This is a genomic window from Nocardiopsis sp. NRRL B-16309 (genome assembly GCF_001279585.1).
Taxonomy (GTDB): Bacteria; Actinomycetota; Actinomycetes; order Streptosporangiales; family Streptosporangiaceae; genus Nocardiopsis.
Genome location: NZ_LGEC01000076.1, coordinates 68,248 through 85,260 on the forward strand (window position 1 = coordinate 68,248; position 17,013 = coordinate 85,260).

Here is a 17,013-nt window from a genome sequence, read left to right on the forward strand (position 1 = left end):
TCGGGGCGTGCTCCCAGCTTGCCACCGGCAGACACGTACGTCAAGTACGCGACGTACCTGCACTGTCGAGGAGTCGCACCGAGGCCGCGCGTGGCTCACCGGTCCTGGAGCGAGGTCCCGGGTGACAGCGGGCCCCCGCTCCAGTGCGGCCTACCGGAAAACGCCCGTGATCAGCTGCAGCCGCTGGTGGCGCCGCAGCCCTCGCAGGCGTAGCAGCTGCCCGAGGGCCGCATCTTGGTCCCGCACGTGACGCACAGCGGGGCGTCGGCGACGAAGCCCTGCGTGCTCTCCATCAGTTCGGCGGTGGAGTGCGCCTCGGTCGGCTTGGCCTGGACCTCGCTCTCCCGCGCGGCCGGTGCCGCGGCCTCGGCCCCGTGGGTGGCCGCCGACTGCGCGTAGGACTCCACCTGGGTGGCGACCTGGGCCGGGTCCTCGCCCGCGACCTGGGCCTGGCGCTCGGCGGCCGAGAGCACGCCCAGCGCCGCGCGCTCCTCGTAGGGCAGGTGGTCCAGGGCCAGACGGCGGAAGATGTAGTCCACCACGGACTGCGCCATGCGGATGTCCGGGTCGTCGGTCATGCCGGCCGGGTCGAAGCGCATGTTGGTGAACTTCTCCACGTAGGTCTCCAGCGGGACCCCGTACTGGAGGGCGATGGAGATGGCGATGGAGAACGCGTCCATGACGCCGGCCAGGGTCGAGCCCTGCTTGCCCAGCTTCATGAACACCTCGCCCAGGCCGTCGTCCGGGTAGGAGCCGGCGGTGATGTAGCCCTCGGCCCCGCCCACGGAGAACGAGGTGGTCTCGCTCGGGCGCTTCTTGGGCAGGCGGCGGCGGACCGGCCGGGCGACCTCGGCGGCCGCGGGCTCCTCGGCGTCCTTCGCGGTGCTCTCGGACTTGCTGATGGACAGCGGCTGGCCGACCTTGCAGTTGTCGCGGTAGACCGCGAGCGCCTTGAGGCCCAGCTTCCAGCCCTCGAAGTAGATGTGCTGGAAGTCCTCGACCGTGGCGTCCTCGGGCACGTTGACGGTCTTGGAGATCGCGCCGGACAGGAACGGCTGCACGGCCGCCATCATCCGCACGTGGCCCATGGGCTTGATGTAGCGGCGGCCCATGGCGCAGTCGAACACCTCGTAGTGCTCCGGGCGCAGGCTCGGGGCGTCGACGACGTGCCCGTGCTCGGACACGAACTCCACGATCGCCTCGGACTGCTCGTCCTGGTAGCCCAGGTTGGCCAGCGCGCGCGGGATGGCCTGGTTGACGATCTGCATGGAGCCGCCGCCGACGAGCTTCTTGAACTTGACCAGCGAGAAGTCCGGCTCGATACCGGTGGTGTCGCAGTCCATCATGAAGCCGATGGTGCCGGTGGGGGCGAGCAGGCTGGCCTGGGCGTTGCGCCAGCCGTTGCGCTCACCGACCTTCAGGCACTCCGCCCACTCGCGGGTGGCGGCGGCGTGGATCGGCTCCTCCAGGGTGCCGACCGTGCGCAGGTCGTCGTTGGCCGCGGCGTGCTTGCGCATGACGCGCTTGTGCGCCTGCTCGTTGCGCTTGTAGCCGTCGTAGGGACCCACCACGCCCGCGACCTCGGCGCTGCGCCGGTAGGCGGTACCGGTCATCAGCGAGGTGATCGCGGCGGCGACGGCCCGGCCGCCGTCGGAGTCGTAGGCGTGGCCGGTCGCCATGAGCAGGGCGCCCAGGTTCGCGTAGCCGATGCCCAGCTGGCGGTAGGCGCGGGTGGTGTCGCCGATCTTCTCGGTCGGGAAGTCGGCGAAGGTGATGGAGACGTCCATCGCCGTGATGACCAGCTCGGTGAGCCGGGTGAACCGCTCGACGTCGAAGGAGTCGTCCTCGCGCAGGAACTTCAGCAGGTTGATCGAGGCGAGGTTGCACGACGAGTCGTCCAGGCTCAGGTACTCCGAGCAGGGGTTGCTCGCGCTGATCCGGCCGGTCTCGGGGTTGGTGTGCCAGTCCTGGATGGTGCCGTCGTACTGGATGCCCGGGTCGGCGCACTCCCAGGCCGCCCTGGCCATCCGCTGGAACAGGTCCTTGGCGTCGACGGTGGCCACGACCTCGCCGGTGGTCCGGGAGGTCAGGCCGAACTCCGAGCCGGTCTCGACGGCGCGCATGAAGGCGTCGGAGACCCGGACCGAGTTGTTGGCGTTCTGGTACTGGACGCTGAACATGTCGGCGCCGCCCAGGTCCACGTCGAACCCGGCGTCGCGCAGCGCCCGGATCTTGTGCTCCTCGCGCGACTTGGTCTCGACGAACTCCTCGATGTCGGGGTGGTCGACGTCCAGGACGACCATCTTGGCCGCGCGGCGGGTGGCGCCGCCGGACTTGATGGTCCCGGCGGAGGCGTCGGCGCCGCGCATGAAGGAGACCGGGCCGGAGGCGGTGCCGCCGGAGGAGAGCAGTTCCTTGCTGGAGCGGATGCGCGAGAGGTTCACACCCGCGCCGGAGCCGCCCTTGAAGATGATCCCCTCCTCCTTGTACCAGTCGAGGATCGACTCCATGGTGTCATCGACGGAGAGGATGAAACAGGCGCTGACCTGCTGGGACGAGGCCGTACCGACGTTGAACCACACCGGCGAGTTGAAGCTGAAGAGCTGGTTGGCGAGCGCGTACTTGAGCTCGTGGTCGAAGATCTCAGCGTCCTCGTCGGTGGCGAAGTAGCCCTGCTCGACGGCGGTACGCGTGTACATGCCCACGACCCGGTCCACGAGCTGCTTGAGGCTCCACTCTCGCTCGGGGGTGCCCACGGCGCCGCGGAAGTACTTGCTGGTGACGATCTGTGTGGCGTTCATCGACCAGGTGGTGGGGAACTCCACGCCGCGCTGCTCGAAGTTGACCGTGCCGTCGCGCCAGTTCGTCATCACGACGTCGCGGCGCTCCCAGGTGAGGGAGTCGTAGGGGTGCACTCCGGGGGTGGTGAAGATGCGCTTCATCTTCAGCCCCTTGCGGCTCCCCTTGCCCTTGCGTCCCGTTGGTCCACTGGTGGTTTCCGTCATTGCGGCAGTTCCCCTGAAAGCTTCGTGAGCACGGTCGGTGCGGCCGTGCGCTGCGTTGTGGGTGACGAGTCGCCCGCGGGATGGCAGGGCCACCCGCGGGGCTGTGGTGCGTGGCCGTCGCGCGGACGGCGGAGGGTCAGGGGGCGGCGGCCGCGTCGGACCGGGAGTCCGCCTCGCGGTCGGCACGCAGACTGGCGATCTCCGCCTCGAAGTCGGCGAGGCTCTCGAACCCGCGGTACACACTGGCGAAGTGCAGGTAGGCGACCTCGTCCAGGTCCCGCATCGGCCCGAGGATGGCCAGGCCGATCTCGTGGGCCGGGACCTCGGCGACACCCCGCCCGCGGATCTCCTCCTCGACCTTCTGGCCGAGTTTGGCGAGGGCGTCCTCGGAGACGGGCCGGCCCTGGCACGCCCGGCGTACCCCGGCGATGATCTTGGTGCGGCTGAAGGGTTCGGTGACCCCGGAGCGCTTGGCGACCATCAGAAGGACGGTCTCCTGGGTGGTGAAGCGGCGTTCGCACACCGGGCAGGAGCGGCGGCGGCGGATGGCCGCGCCGTCGTCGGTGGACCTGCTGTCGATCACCCTGGTGTCCGGATGGCGGCAGAACGGACAGTGCATCCTGCTTCACCTGCCTTCCCTCGCCGACAACCCGTACCTCTACTAAACCACAACTTCTGGACAAGCGCCCCAACAGCCGCACCAGATGTTGTGGTCGAACCTAGACCCCAGCGGACACGCCCGCAACCCTGCCGAGCGCGTGTCCGCGCACACGGCGAAGGCCGCCGCACGGAGGCGCGGCCGAGGTGGCACGGAGAGTGGGGACGGGGGTTGCGGACCGCCCCCCAGGGGCGTTCGGCACCTCCGCAAGGATAGCGGCGACGGCGGCCGCGCCCCACGTGACACGGCGCCGCCGCACGGCCGGAACGCCCGGCGGACCAGGGGTTCCCGCCCGCGCGGGCCGGGGTGGAGACGAGTCCCACACCGTGCGGCGGGCCGGCCGGCGGGGACCCGGTCGGTTCATTCCGGGGGCGCGGCGGGGCGAACGCGTGTAGACACGTAAGTCGAGGACGGAATTGGGCCGCTAATAGCCCATCGGAAGGAATGGCCCACAGACTCGAACGCTTGTTTGATATCACCGTACGCAACGACTAAAGTTGACCTTGATTTCACACCGGTTTCGCCATCACGTGGACCCCGGGTCGGCGCGATCGCCCCGCCGGTGGTGGACACACGCAAGCAGGCCCTGACCGAACCGAATGCCGAGGAGGCCCGGCCGTGCCGGAGGACAATCCCGGAACCGTAGATTCCACCACCGTTCTGGCACCCGTGGGGGAATCGGGCGGGCCCGCGTCCGCGACCCCCAAACTCACCGCGCGCCAGCAGAGCGTCCTGAACTGCATCCAGCGTTACGTGCGCGAACGGGGTTTCCCGCCCTCCATCAGGGAAATCGGCGACGCGGTCGGCCTGTCCAGCCCGTCCAGCGTGGCGCACCAGCTCAAGGTGCTCCAGCGCAAGGGCTACCTGTACCGCGACCAGAACCGTCCGCGGGCCGTCGAGCTGCGCAGCCCCGGGTCGGCCACCGGTCGGACCGTGACCCCCGAGGACCTGGACCCCTCCCGCGCCGCCGCGGTGCCGCTGGTCGGCCGGATCGCCGCCGGCGGCCCCATCCTGGCCGAGGAGTCGATCGAGGACGTGCTCGCCCTCCCCCGGCAGCTCGTGGGCGAGGGACGGCTCTTCATGCTCACCGTGGTCGGCGACTCCATGGTCGACGCGGCCATCACCGACGGTGACCTCGTGGTCGTGCGCCAGCAGCCCGACGCCAACAACGGCGACATCGTGGCGGCCCTGCTGGACGACGAGGCGACGGTCAAGGTCCTGCGCCGCGACGCCGACGGCCACGCGTGGCTCATGCCCCGCAACGACGCCTACGAGCCGATCTCCGGTGACAACGCCACCATCCTCGGCAAGGTCGTCTCCGTGATGCGCAGGGTCTGACCGACTCCCGGCCCGGCTTCCCGGGCCGGGGTCGTCCGGCGGGTGCCGGCGGCTACCCTGAGCACGTGCCGACACCTTCCTCCTCCCCCGCGCCCGGAGCCCGTCTCGCCCTGGCCGCCGGCAGCGCGGCCCTGACCCTGGTCCTGGCCTCGGCCTGCGCCACCGGGGACGACACGTCCGTGGAGCCACCGGGCAGCGACGGTGCCCAGCGCGAGCTGACCTTCGAGGGCGGCGGCCGCGAGGTGGCCGCGACCCTGACGCTGCCGCTGCGCGCGTCCGACCCCATGCCGGGGGCGCTCCTCATCTCCGGCAGCGGTCCCACCGACCGCGACGGCAACAGCCCGCTGCGCCCGGAGGCCGATACCAACCTGAACCTGGCGCGCGTGCTGGCCGAGGCGGGCGTGGCCTCCCTGCGCTACGACAAGCTCGGCAGCGGGGAGTCGGCCGAGGAGATCGACCCCGAGGCCCCGGTCGAGCACGAGGTCTTCGACGACGAGGTCGCGGCGGCCTACGCGGAGCTCGTCGCCCAGCCGGAGGTCGACCCCGAGCGCACGGTCGTCGTCGGGCACAGTGAGGGCGCGCTGTACGCGCTGCGCGCCCACGACATCGTCGACGCCGACCCCGCCCGGATCCTGGTGGCTCCTCCCGGCACGCGCTACCTCGACCTCATCGACCGCCAGATCACCGAGCAGGTGCGCCGGGCCGAGGCCTCGGGACAGCTCCAGGAGGGCCGGACCCGCGCGCTGCTCTCCGACGCCCGGTACGGCCGGGCCGAGGTCCGCGCCGGCCGTGAGCTGGACGACGACATCGACTCCTTCGGGGTGTACACCCCGCAGAACCAGGACTTCCTCGCCTGGATCGACTCCTTCGACCCCGTGGATCTGGCCGCCGACCTGCCCGCCGGCACTCCCGTGCTGGTGCTGTGGGGCGAGCAGGACGCCCAGGTCTCCGAGGAGGAGGTCGACCGGCTGATGACGGGACTGCCCGACGCCCGGCGCGTCGACCTGCCCGACGCGGACCACGTCCTGCGCGAGTTCCGGGACGAACCGGGCGCCACAGTGCTCGACGCCGACCGGCCCTTCGACCCCGGTGTCGCCCCCGCCGTGGAGGAGTTCCTCGACACCGCCTGGTGACGGCGCCCGCGGGTCGGCGTCAGTCGGGCAGAGCGGCAACGACGTCCTCGGCCAAGCCGACGGCGCCCTCCACGGCCTGTTCCCCGTCGATCGACAGGTTGGCCTCGTAGTCGGCCGCGGAGCTGTAGCAGGTCTCCACGTACAGGTTGGACACGCGCACACCCGCGCAGCCCACGTCGAAGGCGCCGGGGCGCACCCACGTGAACGCCTCGTCGCCGATCCCGTCCAGCGCCTCGCGGTCGGGCCCGGCGGAGGAGTCCAGGTTGTCGGCGGCCGTGTCCACTCCCCCGGGATCGGGTGAGACGACCGTGACCAGTGTGGCGGTCGCCGGAACGGCGCTGCCCTCCCCGCCGGGCGTGGCCCAACGGCACTGGCGACCGCTGCCGAAGGTCTCCTGCGCGCCGCCGATCGGCTCGTCGACCTCGAGTTCGTGCCCGGGGACCAGGTCGTCGAGCGCGCCGGTCTCCCCGATCGAGCACTCGGGCGCGGCCTCGAAGTCGCCCGGTTCCAGGACGTCCCGGCTGACCACGAACCAGACGGCACCCGCCACGAGCGCGACCACCGCGAGCACGGCCGCGATCACGCCGACGACGGCGCAGCCCCGGCTCTGCGGCTGGGTCGACGGCACGGTCCCCGGCGCCGCACCGGGACCGGGGCCGAATCCGGGCCCGCTCCCCGGGGCGTAACCCGGACCGAAACCGGAAGGGCCGGGGCCGGTGTGGGGCCCGGGGCCGAAGGCGTCACCGGGCCGGTAGCCCGGCCGACCGGCCGCCCCGGGACCAGAGCCCGCCTGATGGCCGTACATCGCGTGTCCGCTGGGACCGGTCTGGTGGCCGGGCGCCGCGTGTCCACTGGGACCGGCACCATGGCCGGGCCGCGGACGTTCGCTGGGACCCCCAGTCGGACCAGAACCCGAGTCATGGGCGGGCCCCGCGTGCCCACTGGGGCCCATGCCCGAGTGCGGGCCCGCCTGATGGTTCGGCGGCACCTGCTCGCTGGAGCCCGAGCCCGGGGCGGAACTCGGGTCCCGCCCAGGCATCGGCTGCTCAGTGCGGCCCGGGACCGAGTCGGAACTCATGTCACGCCCAGGCACCTGCTCGCTGGTGCCCGAGCCCGGGGCGGGGGGCGGGGTGGTATCGGAAGGCCTGTCGGGGCCGGAGCCCTCGTCCGGGTCGGGGTCCTGGCCGGGGCCGGAGGTGGTCACAGGGCCTCCCCCAGGTGTTCGGCGGCGTCGACCGCGCGGTCGCGGGCCTCGTCGAACCCCAGGCCGTCGGCGGCGCCCGCGTAGGAGACCCGGACCACCAGGTTGTCGGTACGGAAGGCCAGTTCGGCGGTACCCGGAGCCTGGCCGCGCCACACGCTCGCCAGGACGTCCTCGGTCAGCGGCACGTCCTCGCCGCGGGCCGGGACCATGGCCTCGTACCCGGCCTGCGCGGCCTCGTCCCCCGTCACCGGGGTCTCACCGGAGGTGTCGGTGAAGACGGCCGACAGGTCCACCCGCAGCGTCTCGGGGTCCTCCGACGCCGAGCCCGCGGAGGTCCACGTGCACGCCGTGTTCTCGCCGCCGTCCAGGGGCCCGCTCTCGGCGGACTCCAGGACGGCGTCGGGCAGGAGTTCGGCCACCTGCTCGTCGGTGAGCACACCGCACCCGGGCGTCGAGACGTGGACGTCGCCGCTGTCGGGCACGTCGGGGTCGTCCGCGGCCAGCCAGAGTCCGCCGCCGATCGCGGCGGCCGACAGGACCGCCGCTCCCCCGACGGCGACGGCCGTCCGCACCAGTACCCCGCGGGTCCTTCCGGACACCCGGTCACCGCCTCACTGTCGGTCGTGGCCCGTACCCGTGCGCGCCGGTGGCGGCCGCCGTGCGCGACCGCCACCGTGGAACGGGTCAGCCGACGACGATGTTCACCAGCTTCGGTGCGCGCACGATCACCTTGCGGACCTGCTTGTCACCGATGAAGTTGCGTGCCTTCTCCGACGCCAGGGCCAGGCGCTCCAGCTCGGCCGGGTCGATGTCCGGCGCCACCGTCAGCTTGTCGCGCACCTTGCTCTGGACCTGGACGACACACGTGACCTCGTCCTGGACCAGCAGTGCCGGATCGGCCTCCGGCCAGTTGCCGACGGCCACCGTGCCGACGTGGCCCAGCTTCTCCCAGCCCTCCTCGGCCACGTAGGGCGCGAACAGCGACAGGGCGACGGCGACGAACTCGGCGGCCTCGCGCACCGCGGGGTCGCCCGCGCCGGGGCCGGAGTCGATCGCCCGGCGGGCGGCCGAGACCAGTTCCATGGTGCGGGCGATGGCGACGTTGAACCGGCGCGACTCGACCAGGGTCGTGATCTGGTCGATCGTGCGGTGCGTGACGCGGCGCAGTTCCACGTGGCCCGCGGCGGGGTCCGTCCCCGGGCGGCTGGCCGCACCGGCCTCGGACATCACCCGGTAGGCGCGGTTGAGGAACTTCTGCGCGGCCGTGACCGACACGTCGGCCCAGTCGACGTCCTCCTCCGGAGGGCTGGCGAACAGCATGGTCAGCCGGACCGCGTCGACACCGTAGGCGTCGATCTCCCTGCCCAGGTCGACACCGTTGCCCAGCGACTTGGACATCGCCCGGCCCTCGTTGATGACCTGGCCCTGGTTGGTCAGCCGGCGGAAGGGCTCGGTGAAGGAGACCATCCCCATGTCGTGCAGGACCTTGGTGAAGAAGCGCGCGTACATCAGGTGCAGCGTCGCGTGCTCCTTGCCGCCGATGTAGTGGTCCACCGGGCCCCACTTGTTGACGGCCTCGGTGTCGAACGGCGCGCTGTCGTCGTGCGGCGAGCAGTACCGCAGGAAGTACCAGGACGAGTCGACGAAGGTGTCCATGGTGTCGGTGTCGCGGTTGGCCGGGCCGCCGCAGGAGGGGCAGTCGACCTCCACCCAGTCCTTGGCCGCGGCCAGGGGCGAGACGCCCTTGGGGGCCAGCTCGGCGCCCTTGAGCTCGGGCAGCGTCACCGGCAGCTGCTCGTCGGGAACGGCGACCTCGCCGCACTCCGGGCAGTGGATGATCGGGATCGGCGTACCCCAGTAGCGCTGGCGGGACAGCAGCCAGTCGCGCAGGCGGTAGTTGATCGTTCCGGCGCCGGTGCCGCGCTCGGCCATGACCTCGATGATCCGCTCGATGGCCGCGGACTTCTCCAGGCCGTCCAGCGGGCCGGAGTCGCGCAGGGTGCCCTCGCCCGCGGTGGCCACGCCGGTCTCGGCGGGGTCGGGCTCGCCGGTGTCGACCACGACCTTGACCGGCAGGTCGAAGGCCAGGGCGAAGTCCAGGTCGCGCTGGTCGTGGGCGGGAACGGCCATGATGGCGCCGTGGCCGTAGTCGGCCAGCACGTAGTCGGCCGCCCAGACCGGCATGCGCTCGCCGTTGACCGGGTTGATCGCGTACCGGCCCAGGAAGACGCCGGTCTTGGGGCGCTCGGTGGCCTGGCGCTCGATGTCGGACAGCTTGGCCACATCGCGCCGGTAGGCGTCGAAGGCCTCGCGCTGCTCGGGAGCGCACAGCTCGTCGGCCAGCTCGGCGTCGGCGGCCACGACGAAGAACGTGGCGCCGTACAGGGTGTCGGGGCGCGTGGTGAAGACGGTGACCGGCTCGTCACGGCCCTCGATGCTGAAGTGGACGTCGGCACCGGTGGAGCGGCCGATCCAGTTGCGCTGCATGGCCAGGATCTCGTCCGGCCAGCGGCCGTTGTCCAGCTGGTCCATGTCGTCCAGCAGGCGCTGGGCGTAGTCGGTGATCTTGAAGTACCACTGGTTGAGGCTGCGGCGCACGACGTCGGAGCCACAGCGTTCGCACTTGCCCTGGACGACCTGCTCGTTGGCGAGCACCGTCTGGTCCTTGGGGCACCAGTTCACCCCGCCGTCCTTGCGGTAGGCCAGTCCGCGCTCGAAGAAGCGCAGGAACAGCCACTGGTTCCACTTGTAGTACTCGGGGTCGCTCGTGTGCAGGCGGCGCGACCAGTCGACGCCGATGCCGTAGCGCCGGAACGAGGCCGCCTGGGTCTCGATGTTGGCGTAGGTCCACTCGGCGGGGTGGGAGTCGTTCTTGATCGCCGCGTTCTCCGCGGGCAGGCCGAAGGAGTCCCAGCCGATGGGGTGCAGCACGTTGTCGCCGCGCTGGAAGCGGTAGCGCCCGATCACGTCGCCGATGGCGTAGGCCTCGGCGTGACCCATGTGCAGGTCGCCCGAGGGGTAGGCGAACATGTCGACGATGTAGGAGCGGGGCCGGGTGTCGCCGGGGTCCTCTTCGGCCTGGAACGGGAGCTCAGCGGCCCAGCGCGCCTGCCACTTGTCCTGGAGGGCGCGGGCGTCGTAGGTGTCGCCCGTCGTCTGGTCGCCGTCTACCGCTGTCATCGCTGCAAGTTCCTGTCCGGTGTGGGTGTACTGGACCCAGGTTAGCGGTTGGCCGGTCACCACGGGCACGGCTTGCGCGGAGCACGGGTTCCACGGCGGACACGCAGAGTGACGGAAAGATCGGTGGTTTTACCGACCCCCGAGCACTCCACACCGACCGCTCGGTTTGTTACCCTGCCGTAAATAGTGATGCAGCACACGCGACCCAGGCCACAGCTGGGTCCGTTGCCCACGTGCCAGCGGGAGGCCCCATGCTCAACCTGTCCGTACTGCTCGAGGACGGCGCCCGGTCCGTCCCCGACAAGGACTGCCTGGTCTTCGGCGATCTGCGACTGAACTACGCGGTCACCAACATGATCGCCAACCAGGTCGCGAACCTGCTGGTGTCCCGGGGAGTGCGCCCCGGCGACCGCGTCGCCCTCGCCAGCCCCAACCTGCCGTACTTCCCCTTCGTCTACTACGGCGCCCTCAAGGCGGGCGCGGTGGTCGTCCCGCTCAACGTGCTCCTCACTCCCCGTGAGATCGCCTACCACCTGGAGGACTCCGGGGCGAAGGCGCTCTTCGCCTTCACCGGCAGCCCCGAGCTGCCGCTGGGCGAGCGCGCGTTCGACGCCTTCGGCCAGGTCGACTCCTGCGAGACCTACATCGACCTGCCCGCGACGCCCGGTGCCACCGAGTCGACCATCGAGGGTGCCGAGACCCTGTGGAAGGCCCTGGAGGGCCAGCCCGGCGAGTTCGAGACCGTGCAGACCGGGGCCGAGGACACCGCGGTCATCATCTACACCAGCGGCACGACGGGCCGGCCCAAGGGCGCGGAGCTGTCGCACAACAACCTGCTGATGAACGCGGTCATCTCCGCCCGCGTGGTCAACGCCCACCCCGACGGCCGCGACGTCTCGCTCACCGTGCTCCCGCTGTTCCACATCTTCGGCCAGACCGTCATGCTCAACGGTCCGCTGTACCGGGGCGGGACGCTCGTCCTCATGCCGCGGTTCGACGGCGACGAGGCGCTCCGGCTCATGGAGAATGAGGGCGTCACCGGGTTCGCCGGTGTGCCCACCATGTACTGGGGCCTGCTCAACGCGGTCCAGGCCGCCGAGCCCGGCGCCTACGACCTGGAGAAGATCGCGAGCAACATGGTCGACGCCGCCTCCGGCGGGGCCTCCCTGCCGGGCCAGCTCGCCGAGGACTTCACGAAGACCTTCGGCGTGGAGATCAAGGAGGGCTACGGCCTGTCCGAGACCTCCCCGGTGGTCTCCTTCAACAACCCCAAGGTCCTGGCCAAGACCGGTTCCATCGGCCTGCCGGTGTGGGGCGTGGAGATGAAGCTCATCGACCCCGACTGGAACGAGGTCCACGACGAGGGCGAGATCGCGGTGCGCGGGCACTGCGTGATGAAGGGCTACCACAACCGCCCCGAGGCCAACGCCGAGGTGCTGCGCGACGGCTGGTTCCGCACGGGTGACATCGCCCGCCGGGACGAGGACGGCATGTACTTCATCGTCGACCGGTCCAAGGACATGATCATCCGCGGCGGCTACAACGTGTACCCGCGGGAGATCGAGGAGGTCCTGATGACCCACCCGGCCGTCAGCCTGGCCGCGGTCGTGGGCGTGCCCCACGACACGCACGGCGAGGAGGTCAAGGCGTTCGTGATCAAGGACGCCTCGGCCGACGCCACCGAGGCGGAGATCATCGAGTTCGCCAAGGAGCGCCTGGCCGCCTACAAGTACCCGCGTTCCGTGGAGTTCCGCACCGAACTGCCGATGACCGCCACGGGCAAGATCCTCAAGCGCGAACTGCGCTGATCCCGACCGCGCGCGACCCTCGGGCGCGCGGTCACGGGCCGGCCCCTCCCACCCCTCCTCCCGGCGGGGCCGGCCCGACCCCTCCCCCGGAGCCGCACGGACACGGGCGTGCTCCGCCGCGCGACGGGCGCCCCGTGCCCCGCGCACGATGGGTACCGCCGCGAGCCCCGCCTCGGCCGTCCACGGAACGCCCTCAGCCCTTGACGGCCCCCTGCACCAGGCCCGAGACCAGCCAGCGCTGGACGAGGACGAAGAAGACCATGACCGGCAGGGTGATGAGCGTGGAGGCGGCCATCACGTGGCCCCAGTCGTTGGCGTACTGGCCGAAGAACTGGCGCAGCCCGACCGCCACCGTGTAGTTCTCGCTGCGCGTCATGAAGGTCAGCGCCAGCACGAACTCGTTCCAGGCGATGATGAACGCGAAGATGGCCGTGGCCACCAGCCCCGGGGCCACCAGGGGGAAGAGGACCGACCAGAACATGCGCGGCCAGGAGGCCCCGTCGATGTAGGCGGCCTCCTCCACCTCCGCGGGCACCGCCGCGACGAAGCCGCGCATCATCCACACCGCCAGCGGCAGGGACAGGGCGACGTAGACCACCCCCAGGCCCAGCAGGGTGTTGAGCATCCCCAGGTCACGGACCTGCAGGAAGAGCGGAATGACCAGCGCCTCCAGCGGCACCATCTGCACCACGAGCACCATGACCAGGACCGCCGTGCGCATCCGGAACCGGAACCGCGCGACCGCCACGGCGGCGAGCAGCGCCAGCACGCACGCGCCCGCCACCGTGACCGCCGCGACACCGAGCGAGTTGAGCATGTAGCGGCCGAAGTCGCCCTCGGTCATGACGTAGACGAAGTTGTCGACGGTCAGGTCCGTGGGCAGCAGCGTCCCGGTGCTCGCCGTCGACCTGTCGGAGAAAGCGCTGACCAGCATGAAGTAGACGGGGAAGAGCGTGAACAGCAGGAGGACCGCGACGCCGGCGGCCTTGGCCGCCGCCGCGGCCCGCCGGGCCGCCCGTCCGCGCCCGCGCCGGGTGGGGCGGTCACGCTCGGGCCGGGAGGTCCCCCGGTCGGCGGCGGCCGCCGCGGTCGTCGTGTCCAACGCTGCTCCTCACTCGCTCACCTGGTTGCCCGCCGCGGGGCGGGGGTGGTTAGACTCCGGTCCAGTCCGGGTAAGCGCCGCGCGCCGACGTCGGAGAGGGAACGATGACCGTGTCGACCAGGGGGACGGGGTGACGCCGTGAACGACGTGGCCGGGCCCTCCCCCACCGAGGTGATCATCAGCTGGATCCCCTACGACGCGCGCTTCCGCGACAGCGCGGTGCGCCACGCCCTGGACGACCACAGCGGTCAGCGGTTGTTCGTGTACGTGGACAACCTGGTGAACCGGGACAACGACGACGGCAGGTCCCTGGGCGACTTCGACCTGCGCACCATGGGCGCCGTCCGCGCGGACCTCAACGAACGCTCGCTCGGCTCGGTCGACTGGCGCCGGGTGCGGGCCAAGCTCATCGAGGGGCTGCACTGAGCTCATCGCAGCTCGTCCTCCCGGAACAGCACGCGCAGGTAGACCGCCGTGACGCCGAGCAGCAGCAGCGAGAGCAGGACGGCGATGGCCGAGCCCAGGCCGTAGTCGTTGTGGCTGAAGGAGCGCACGTAGGCCCACACGCCCAGGTTGAGCATCTGTGAGCCGCCCACGTCCCCGCCGGGCATGAGGTAGATCTGCGCGAACACCTTGAAGTCCCAGATCGTGGACAGCACGGTGACCACGGCGAACACCGGGCGCAGGACGGGGAAGGTGACGTGCCAGAAGCGCTTCCACGCCCCGGCCCCGTCGATCAGCGCGGCCTCGTGCAGCTCGCGGGGCACGGTCAGCAGCCCGGCCAGGACCGTCACCGCCACGAACGGGAACCCGCCGTGGACCACGTTGAGCGTGGCGATCCCATAGAAGGACAGGCGGTCGGCGAACCAGTTGTGGCCCGCGGGGCCGATCGCTCCCATGGCCATCAGCGCCCTGGCCACGACGCCGTTCTCGACGTCGAAGATCCACATCCACACGTAGGTGCCGCTGACCGCGGGCATCGCCCAGGCCACCATGATGCAGGAGACCACGGCCACCCGGGCCACCGGCCGCAGCGTCGACAGCAGCAGGGCCACGAGGGTGCCCAGCACGAGGGTGGCCACCACCGCCACAAGCGCGAAGGCCACGGTGTTGAGCATGGCGACCCGCCACAGGTACGGGTCCGTCAGCAGGGTGAGGTAGTTGGCGGCACCGACGAACGCCGACTCGCCGGAGACGAGTTCGCGCAGCCCGTACTCGCGGAAGGACAGCCAGACGATCCGGGCGAGCGGGAACAGCAGGAGCAGCCCGATGACCACGAGCGCCGGCGCGAGCAGCGCCCAGGGCAGGAGGGCGCGCCGCCGGCGCATGGTCAGCAGCGCGCCCCGGGCGCCCGGGGGCCGCGGCCGCGGCGCCGGGGCGCGGGTCTCCGGTTCCCGGTCCCGCGTGCCCGTCCCGAGCGGCGTACCCAATCTCAACCCCCGTTGAGGATGCGTTCGATCTCCGCGGCGGCGGTCTCCGTGGCCTCGTCCACGGTGGCGTTGCCGTTGAGGATGTCCTGCTGCATGGCGACGATGACCTTCTCCGACTCCACCCGGCTCCACTCCGGCGTCACGGGCAGGCCCCGGCTGGCGTCGCTGAGCTGGACCGCGAAGGGCTCCAGGATGGGGTCGGCCGACGCGGAGAAGGCGTCCACGCCCTCGACCGTGCCCGGGAAGAATCCGGTCTCCTCGGCCCAGCGGGCGGAGAACTCGTCCCCGGTGAGGTGCTCGACGTAGCTCTGGGCCGCCTCCTCGTTCCCGGTGCCCTCGAAGACCGACAGCAGCGAGCCGCCGGCGAAGGAGGGCATGTGGCCCCCGTCGCGGCCGGGCAGGGTGAAGGAGTCGATCCGTCCTTCGAGGTCCGGGTTGGCCTCCAGGATGGCCTTGGGGTTGGCGCTGCCCAGGATGGCCATGGCGGCCTCCTCGTCGGCCACCGCCTCCATGACGTCGATCTCGTTCCAGTTGACCGCGCCGGTGGAGGAGACGCCGTCCTCCAGGGCCAGGCCGGTGAAGAACTCGATCCCCGCCCTGCCCTCGTCGGTGTCGATCGTGGAGTCCCACGTGCCGTCGGACCCCTGCACGGCGATCTCGCCGCCCCCGCCCCAGATCCACGGCATCACGGAGTACTGGGCGTCGCCGGGGACCGGGAAGGCGGTCATGTCCTCCTCGGCCTCGGACAGGGCCACGGCGGTCCCGCGCAGGTCCGCCCAGTTCTCGGGGACCTCCAGGCCGTGCTCCTCGAAGAGGTCGGACCGGTAGACGACGGACCTGATGGAGGCGTACCAGGGGACGCCGTAGACGCCCCCGTCCAGTTCGCCCATCTCCATCAGGCCGGGGATGTACCGGGAGGTGTCGTCGACGTACCCGGACAGGTCGTGCAGGGCCCCGGCGTCGGCGAAACCGGGCGTGAAGGTGTTGCCCAGCTCGGCGACGTCGGGCATGGTGCCGCCGGCGATCGAGGTGGAGATCTTGTCGTGGGCGTCCTGCCAGGGCACGAACTCCACCTCGACCTCGATGCCGGTCTCCTCGGTGAACGCGGCGTTGGCCGCCTCGAAGAAGGCCGTCTCGTCGGGGTTGGTGCCCTGCATGATCCAGACCTGGAGGGCGTCGGTGTCGGAACCGCCGGATCCGCAGGAGGTCACGGCGAGCGTCAGGGCCACCGCGGCGGCGGGGAGGGGAACGTACTTGTGTGTGCGGCTGCGAGCCATCGGCGCGCCTCCCGTTCCTTTCGAGGGTCCCCTGGGGGTTGTAGGAAACCTACGTAAGGAACCGCCACTTGTGAAGTAAACCACTGCACGTTGTGTCTCACCTGTTAGGGGACCGGCGCGCCGCGGCGGCCCCGGCGCCGCTGACCTGCCGGTCAGTCCCCTTCGCTCAGCCCCATCACCTGGCGCAGGATGGAGACGAGTTCGGCCCGCTTGTACACCGCCAGGCCGATGGCCGCGCTGAACGCGGCGAGCATGTGCACGTAGACCATGGGGTCGCCCCGGGTGAAGCGCTCGGCGACCTCCTCCTCGCCCACCGAGTGTGCCTCCCACGCGGTGGAGACGGCGAACTCCAGCTCGGGCGGGAGCATCTCGGCGACGGTGCGGGCCACGGCCTCGCGGGAGTCGGCGGGCTTCCACACCACGCCCGTCTGCTGCACCCTGCGGCTGAGGAAGGCCGCGATGACCTTGAGTTCGGAGGTGAGCATGGCGGAATCGGCCTCGGCGCGGGGCAGGACCCGGTCGAGCTCGTCGCGGTTGTGGTCGGCGTAGGCGCCGACCAGCGCGATCGCGGTCTCCTTGACGTGGTCGGGCAGGTCGGACGCGGGTGTCTGGTCGCCCCGGGGTGCGTTGTCGTCAGAGGACACGGACGAGTCCCTTCACGTGGCTGTGCGAATCGTGCGGTTCCATCATGCCGCCAAGCGCGGGGCCGCGGGGCGCGACGAGCCGAAGCCCGCCCGTCACCCACCGCCGCCCGGGGGCGCTGCGCGAGGAAGGGGCCTCCCTCAACCGACGCCTCCGGCGCAGAGACCCCCACCGTCACCCGCCACCACCCCGGGGGCGCTTCGCGAGGAAGGGGCACCCTCAACCGACGCCTCCGG

The 17,013-nt window shown here is 71.2% G+C and carries 13 protein-coding genes; 4 read left to right on the forward strand and 9 right to left on the reverse strand.

Translation table 11 applies throughout. The features are described from left to right. Positions 1-170: 170 nt before the first annotated feature. Together ADL05_RS15930 and nrdR are read right to left on the reverse strand one after the other, a co-directional pair. Positions 171-3,005: a vitamin B12-dependent ribonucleotide reductase gene (locus ADL05_RS15930; protein WP_053617758.1), complete on the reverse strand. Its 2,835-nt coding sequence runs from the start codon at positions 3,003-3,005 to the stop codon at positions 171-173. Between the two features lie 136 nt (positions 3,006-3,141). Continuing rightward, a complete protein-coding gene (gene nrdR, locus ADL05_RS15935) occupies positions 3,142-3,624 on the reverse strand; it encodes a transcriptional regulator NrdR (RefSeq protein ID WP_053617759.1) in 483 nt (160 codons plus the stop codon). A gap of 657 nt (positions 3,625-4,281) precedes the next feature. Here nrdR and lexA point away from each other — a divergent pair. Both lexA and ADL05_RS15945 read left to right on the forward strand, forming a co-directional pair. Next, on the forward strand, positions 4,282-5,001 hold the full coding sequence (gene lexA, locus ADL05_RS15940; RefSeq protein WP_053617760.1) for a transcriptional repressor LexA: 720 nt from the start codon (positions 4,282-4,284) through the stop codon (positions 4,999-5,001). Positions 5,002-5,066: 65 nt separating this feature from the next. After that, entirely contained in the window at positions 5,067-6,134 is a 1,068-nt protein-coding gene (locus ADL05_RS15945) for a S9 family peptidase (protein WP_053617761.1), read from the forward strand. 19 nt (positions 6,135-6,153) lie between these two features. Here the strand turns inward: ADL05_RS15945 and ADL05_RS15950 are convergent, their stop codons facing one another. The 3 genes from ADL05_RS15950 to leuS all read right to left on the reverse strand — a co-directional run bounded on the left by ADL05_RS15950 (position 6,154) and on the right by leuS (position 10,518). Next, the gene (locus tag ADL05_RS15950) at positions 6,154-6,762 is read right to left on the reverse strand and encodes a hypothetical protein (RefSeq protein WP_053617762.1); all 609 of its coding nucleotides are present in this window, start codon (positions 6,760-6,762) and stop codon (positions 6,154-6,156) included. 572 nt (positions 6,763-7,334) lie between these two features. Beyond that, positions 7,335-7,937: a hypothetical protein gene (locus ADL05_RS15955; RefSeq protein ID WP_053617763.1), complete on the reverse strand. Its 603-nt coding sequence runs from the start codon at positions 7,935-7,937 to the stop codon at positions 7,335-7,337. 85 nt (positions 7,938-8,022) lie between these two features. Continuing rightward, positions 8,023-10,518, reverse strand: a complete 2,496-nt coding sequence (gene leuS, locus ADL05_RS15960) for a leucine--tRNA ligase (RefSeq protein ID WP_053617764.1) — start codon at positions 10,516-10,518, stop codon at positions 8,023-8,025. 251 nt (positions 10,519-10,769) lie between these two features. Here leuS and ADL05_RS15965 point away from each other — a divergent pair, with 251 nt between their 5' ends. Continuing rightward, positions 10,770-12,326, forward strand: coding sequence for a long-chain fatty acid--CoA ligase (locus ADL05_RS15965; RefSeq protein WP_053617765.1), 1,557 nt, complete (start codon positions 10,770-10,772; stop codon positions 12,324-12,326). Positions 12,327-12,519: 193 nt separating this feature from the next. On the opposite strand, the gene ADL05_RS15970 is transcribed toward ADL05_RS15965, so the two are convergent. Then, positions 12,520-13,428, reverse strand: coding sequence for a carbohydrate ABC transporter permease (locus ADL05_RS15970; RefSeq protein ID WP_369800946.1), 909 nt, complete (start codon positions 13,426-13,428; stop codon positions 12,520-12,522). 138 nt (positions 13,429-13,566) lie between these two features. On the opposite strand from ADL05_RS15970, the gene ADL05_RS15975 reads away from it, so the two are divergent. Continuing rightward, positions 13,567-13,854: a hypothetical protein gene (locus ADL05_RS15975; protein WP_053617766.1), complete on the forward strand. Its 288-nt coding sequence runs from the start codon at positions 13,567-13,569 to the stop codon at positions 13,852-13,854. Positions 13,855-13,856: 2 nt separating this feature from the next. Here ADL05_RS15975 and ADL05_RS15980 read toward each other — a convergent pair whose 3' ends face one another. The 3 genes from ADL05_RS15980 to ADL05_RS15990 form a co-directional block, all read right to left on the reverse strand. Next, positions 13,857-14,756 carry a carbohydrate ABC transporter permease gene (locus ADL05_RS15980; RefSeq protein WP_053617778.1) on the reverse strand — a complete coding sequence of 300 codons (900 nt, stop codon included), beginning with the start codon at positions 14,754-14,756 and terminating at the stop codon, positions 13,857-13,859. Between the two features lie 104 nt (positions 14,757-14,860). Further along, positions 14,861-16,135: a sugar ABC transporter substrate-binding protein gene (locus ADL05_RS15985; RefSeq protein ID WP_053617767.1), complete on the reverse strand. Its 1,275-nt coding sequence runs from the start codon at positions 16,133-16,135 to the stop codon at positions 14,861-14,863. Positions 16,136-16,287: 152 nt separating this feature from the next. Then, positions 16,288-16,779, reverse strand: coding sequence for a hypothetical protein (locus tag ADL05_RS15990; protein ID WP_053617768.1), 492 nt, complete (start codon positions 16,777-16,779; stop codon positions 16,288-16,290). Positions 16,780-17,013: the final 234 nt, after the last annotated feature.

Bases quoted from the DNA above. Each gene is read 5' to 3' on its own strand.
- ADL05_RS15930 (WP_053617758.1), bottom strand. From the start codon at position 3,005: ATGACGGAAACCACCAGTGGACCAACGGGACGCAAGGGCAAGGGGAGC.
- nrdR (WP_053617759.1), bottom strand. From the start codon at position 3,624: ATGCACTGTCCGTTCTGCCGCCATCCGGACACCAGGGTGATCGACAGC.
- leuS (WP_053617764.1), bottom strand. From the start codon at position 10,518: ATGACAGCGGTAGACGGCGACCAGACGACGGGCGACACCTACGACGCC.
- ADL05_RS15965 (WP_053617765.1), top strand. From the start codon at position 10,770: ATGCTCAACCTGTCCGTACTGCTCGAGGACGGCGCCCGGTCCGTCCCC.
- ADL05_RS15980 (WP_053617778.1), bottom strand. From the start codon at position 14,756: ATGCGCCGGCGGCGCGCCCTCCTGCCCTGGGCGCTGCTCGCGCCGGCG.
- ADL05_RS15985 (WP_053617767.1), bottom strand. From the start codon at position 16,135: ATGGCTCGCAGCCGCACACACAAGTACGTTCCCCTCCCCGCCGCCGCG.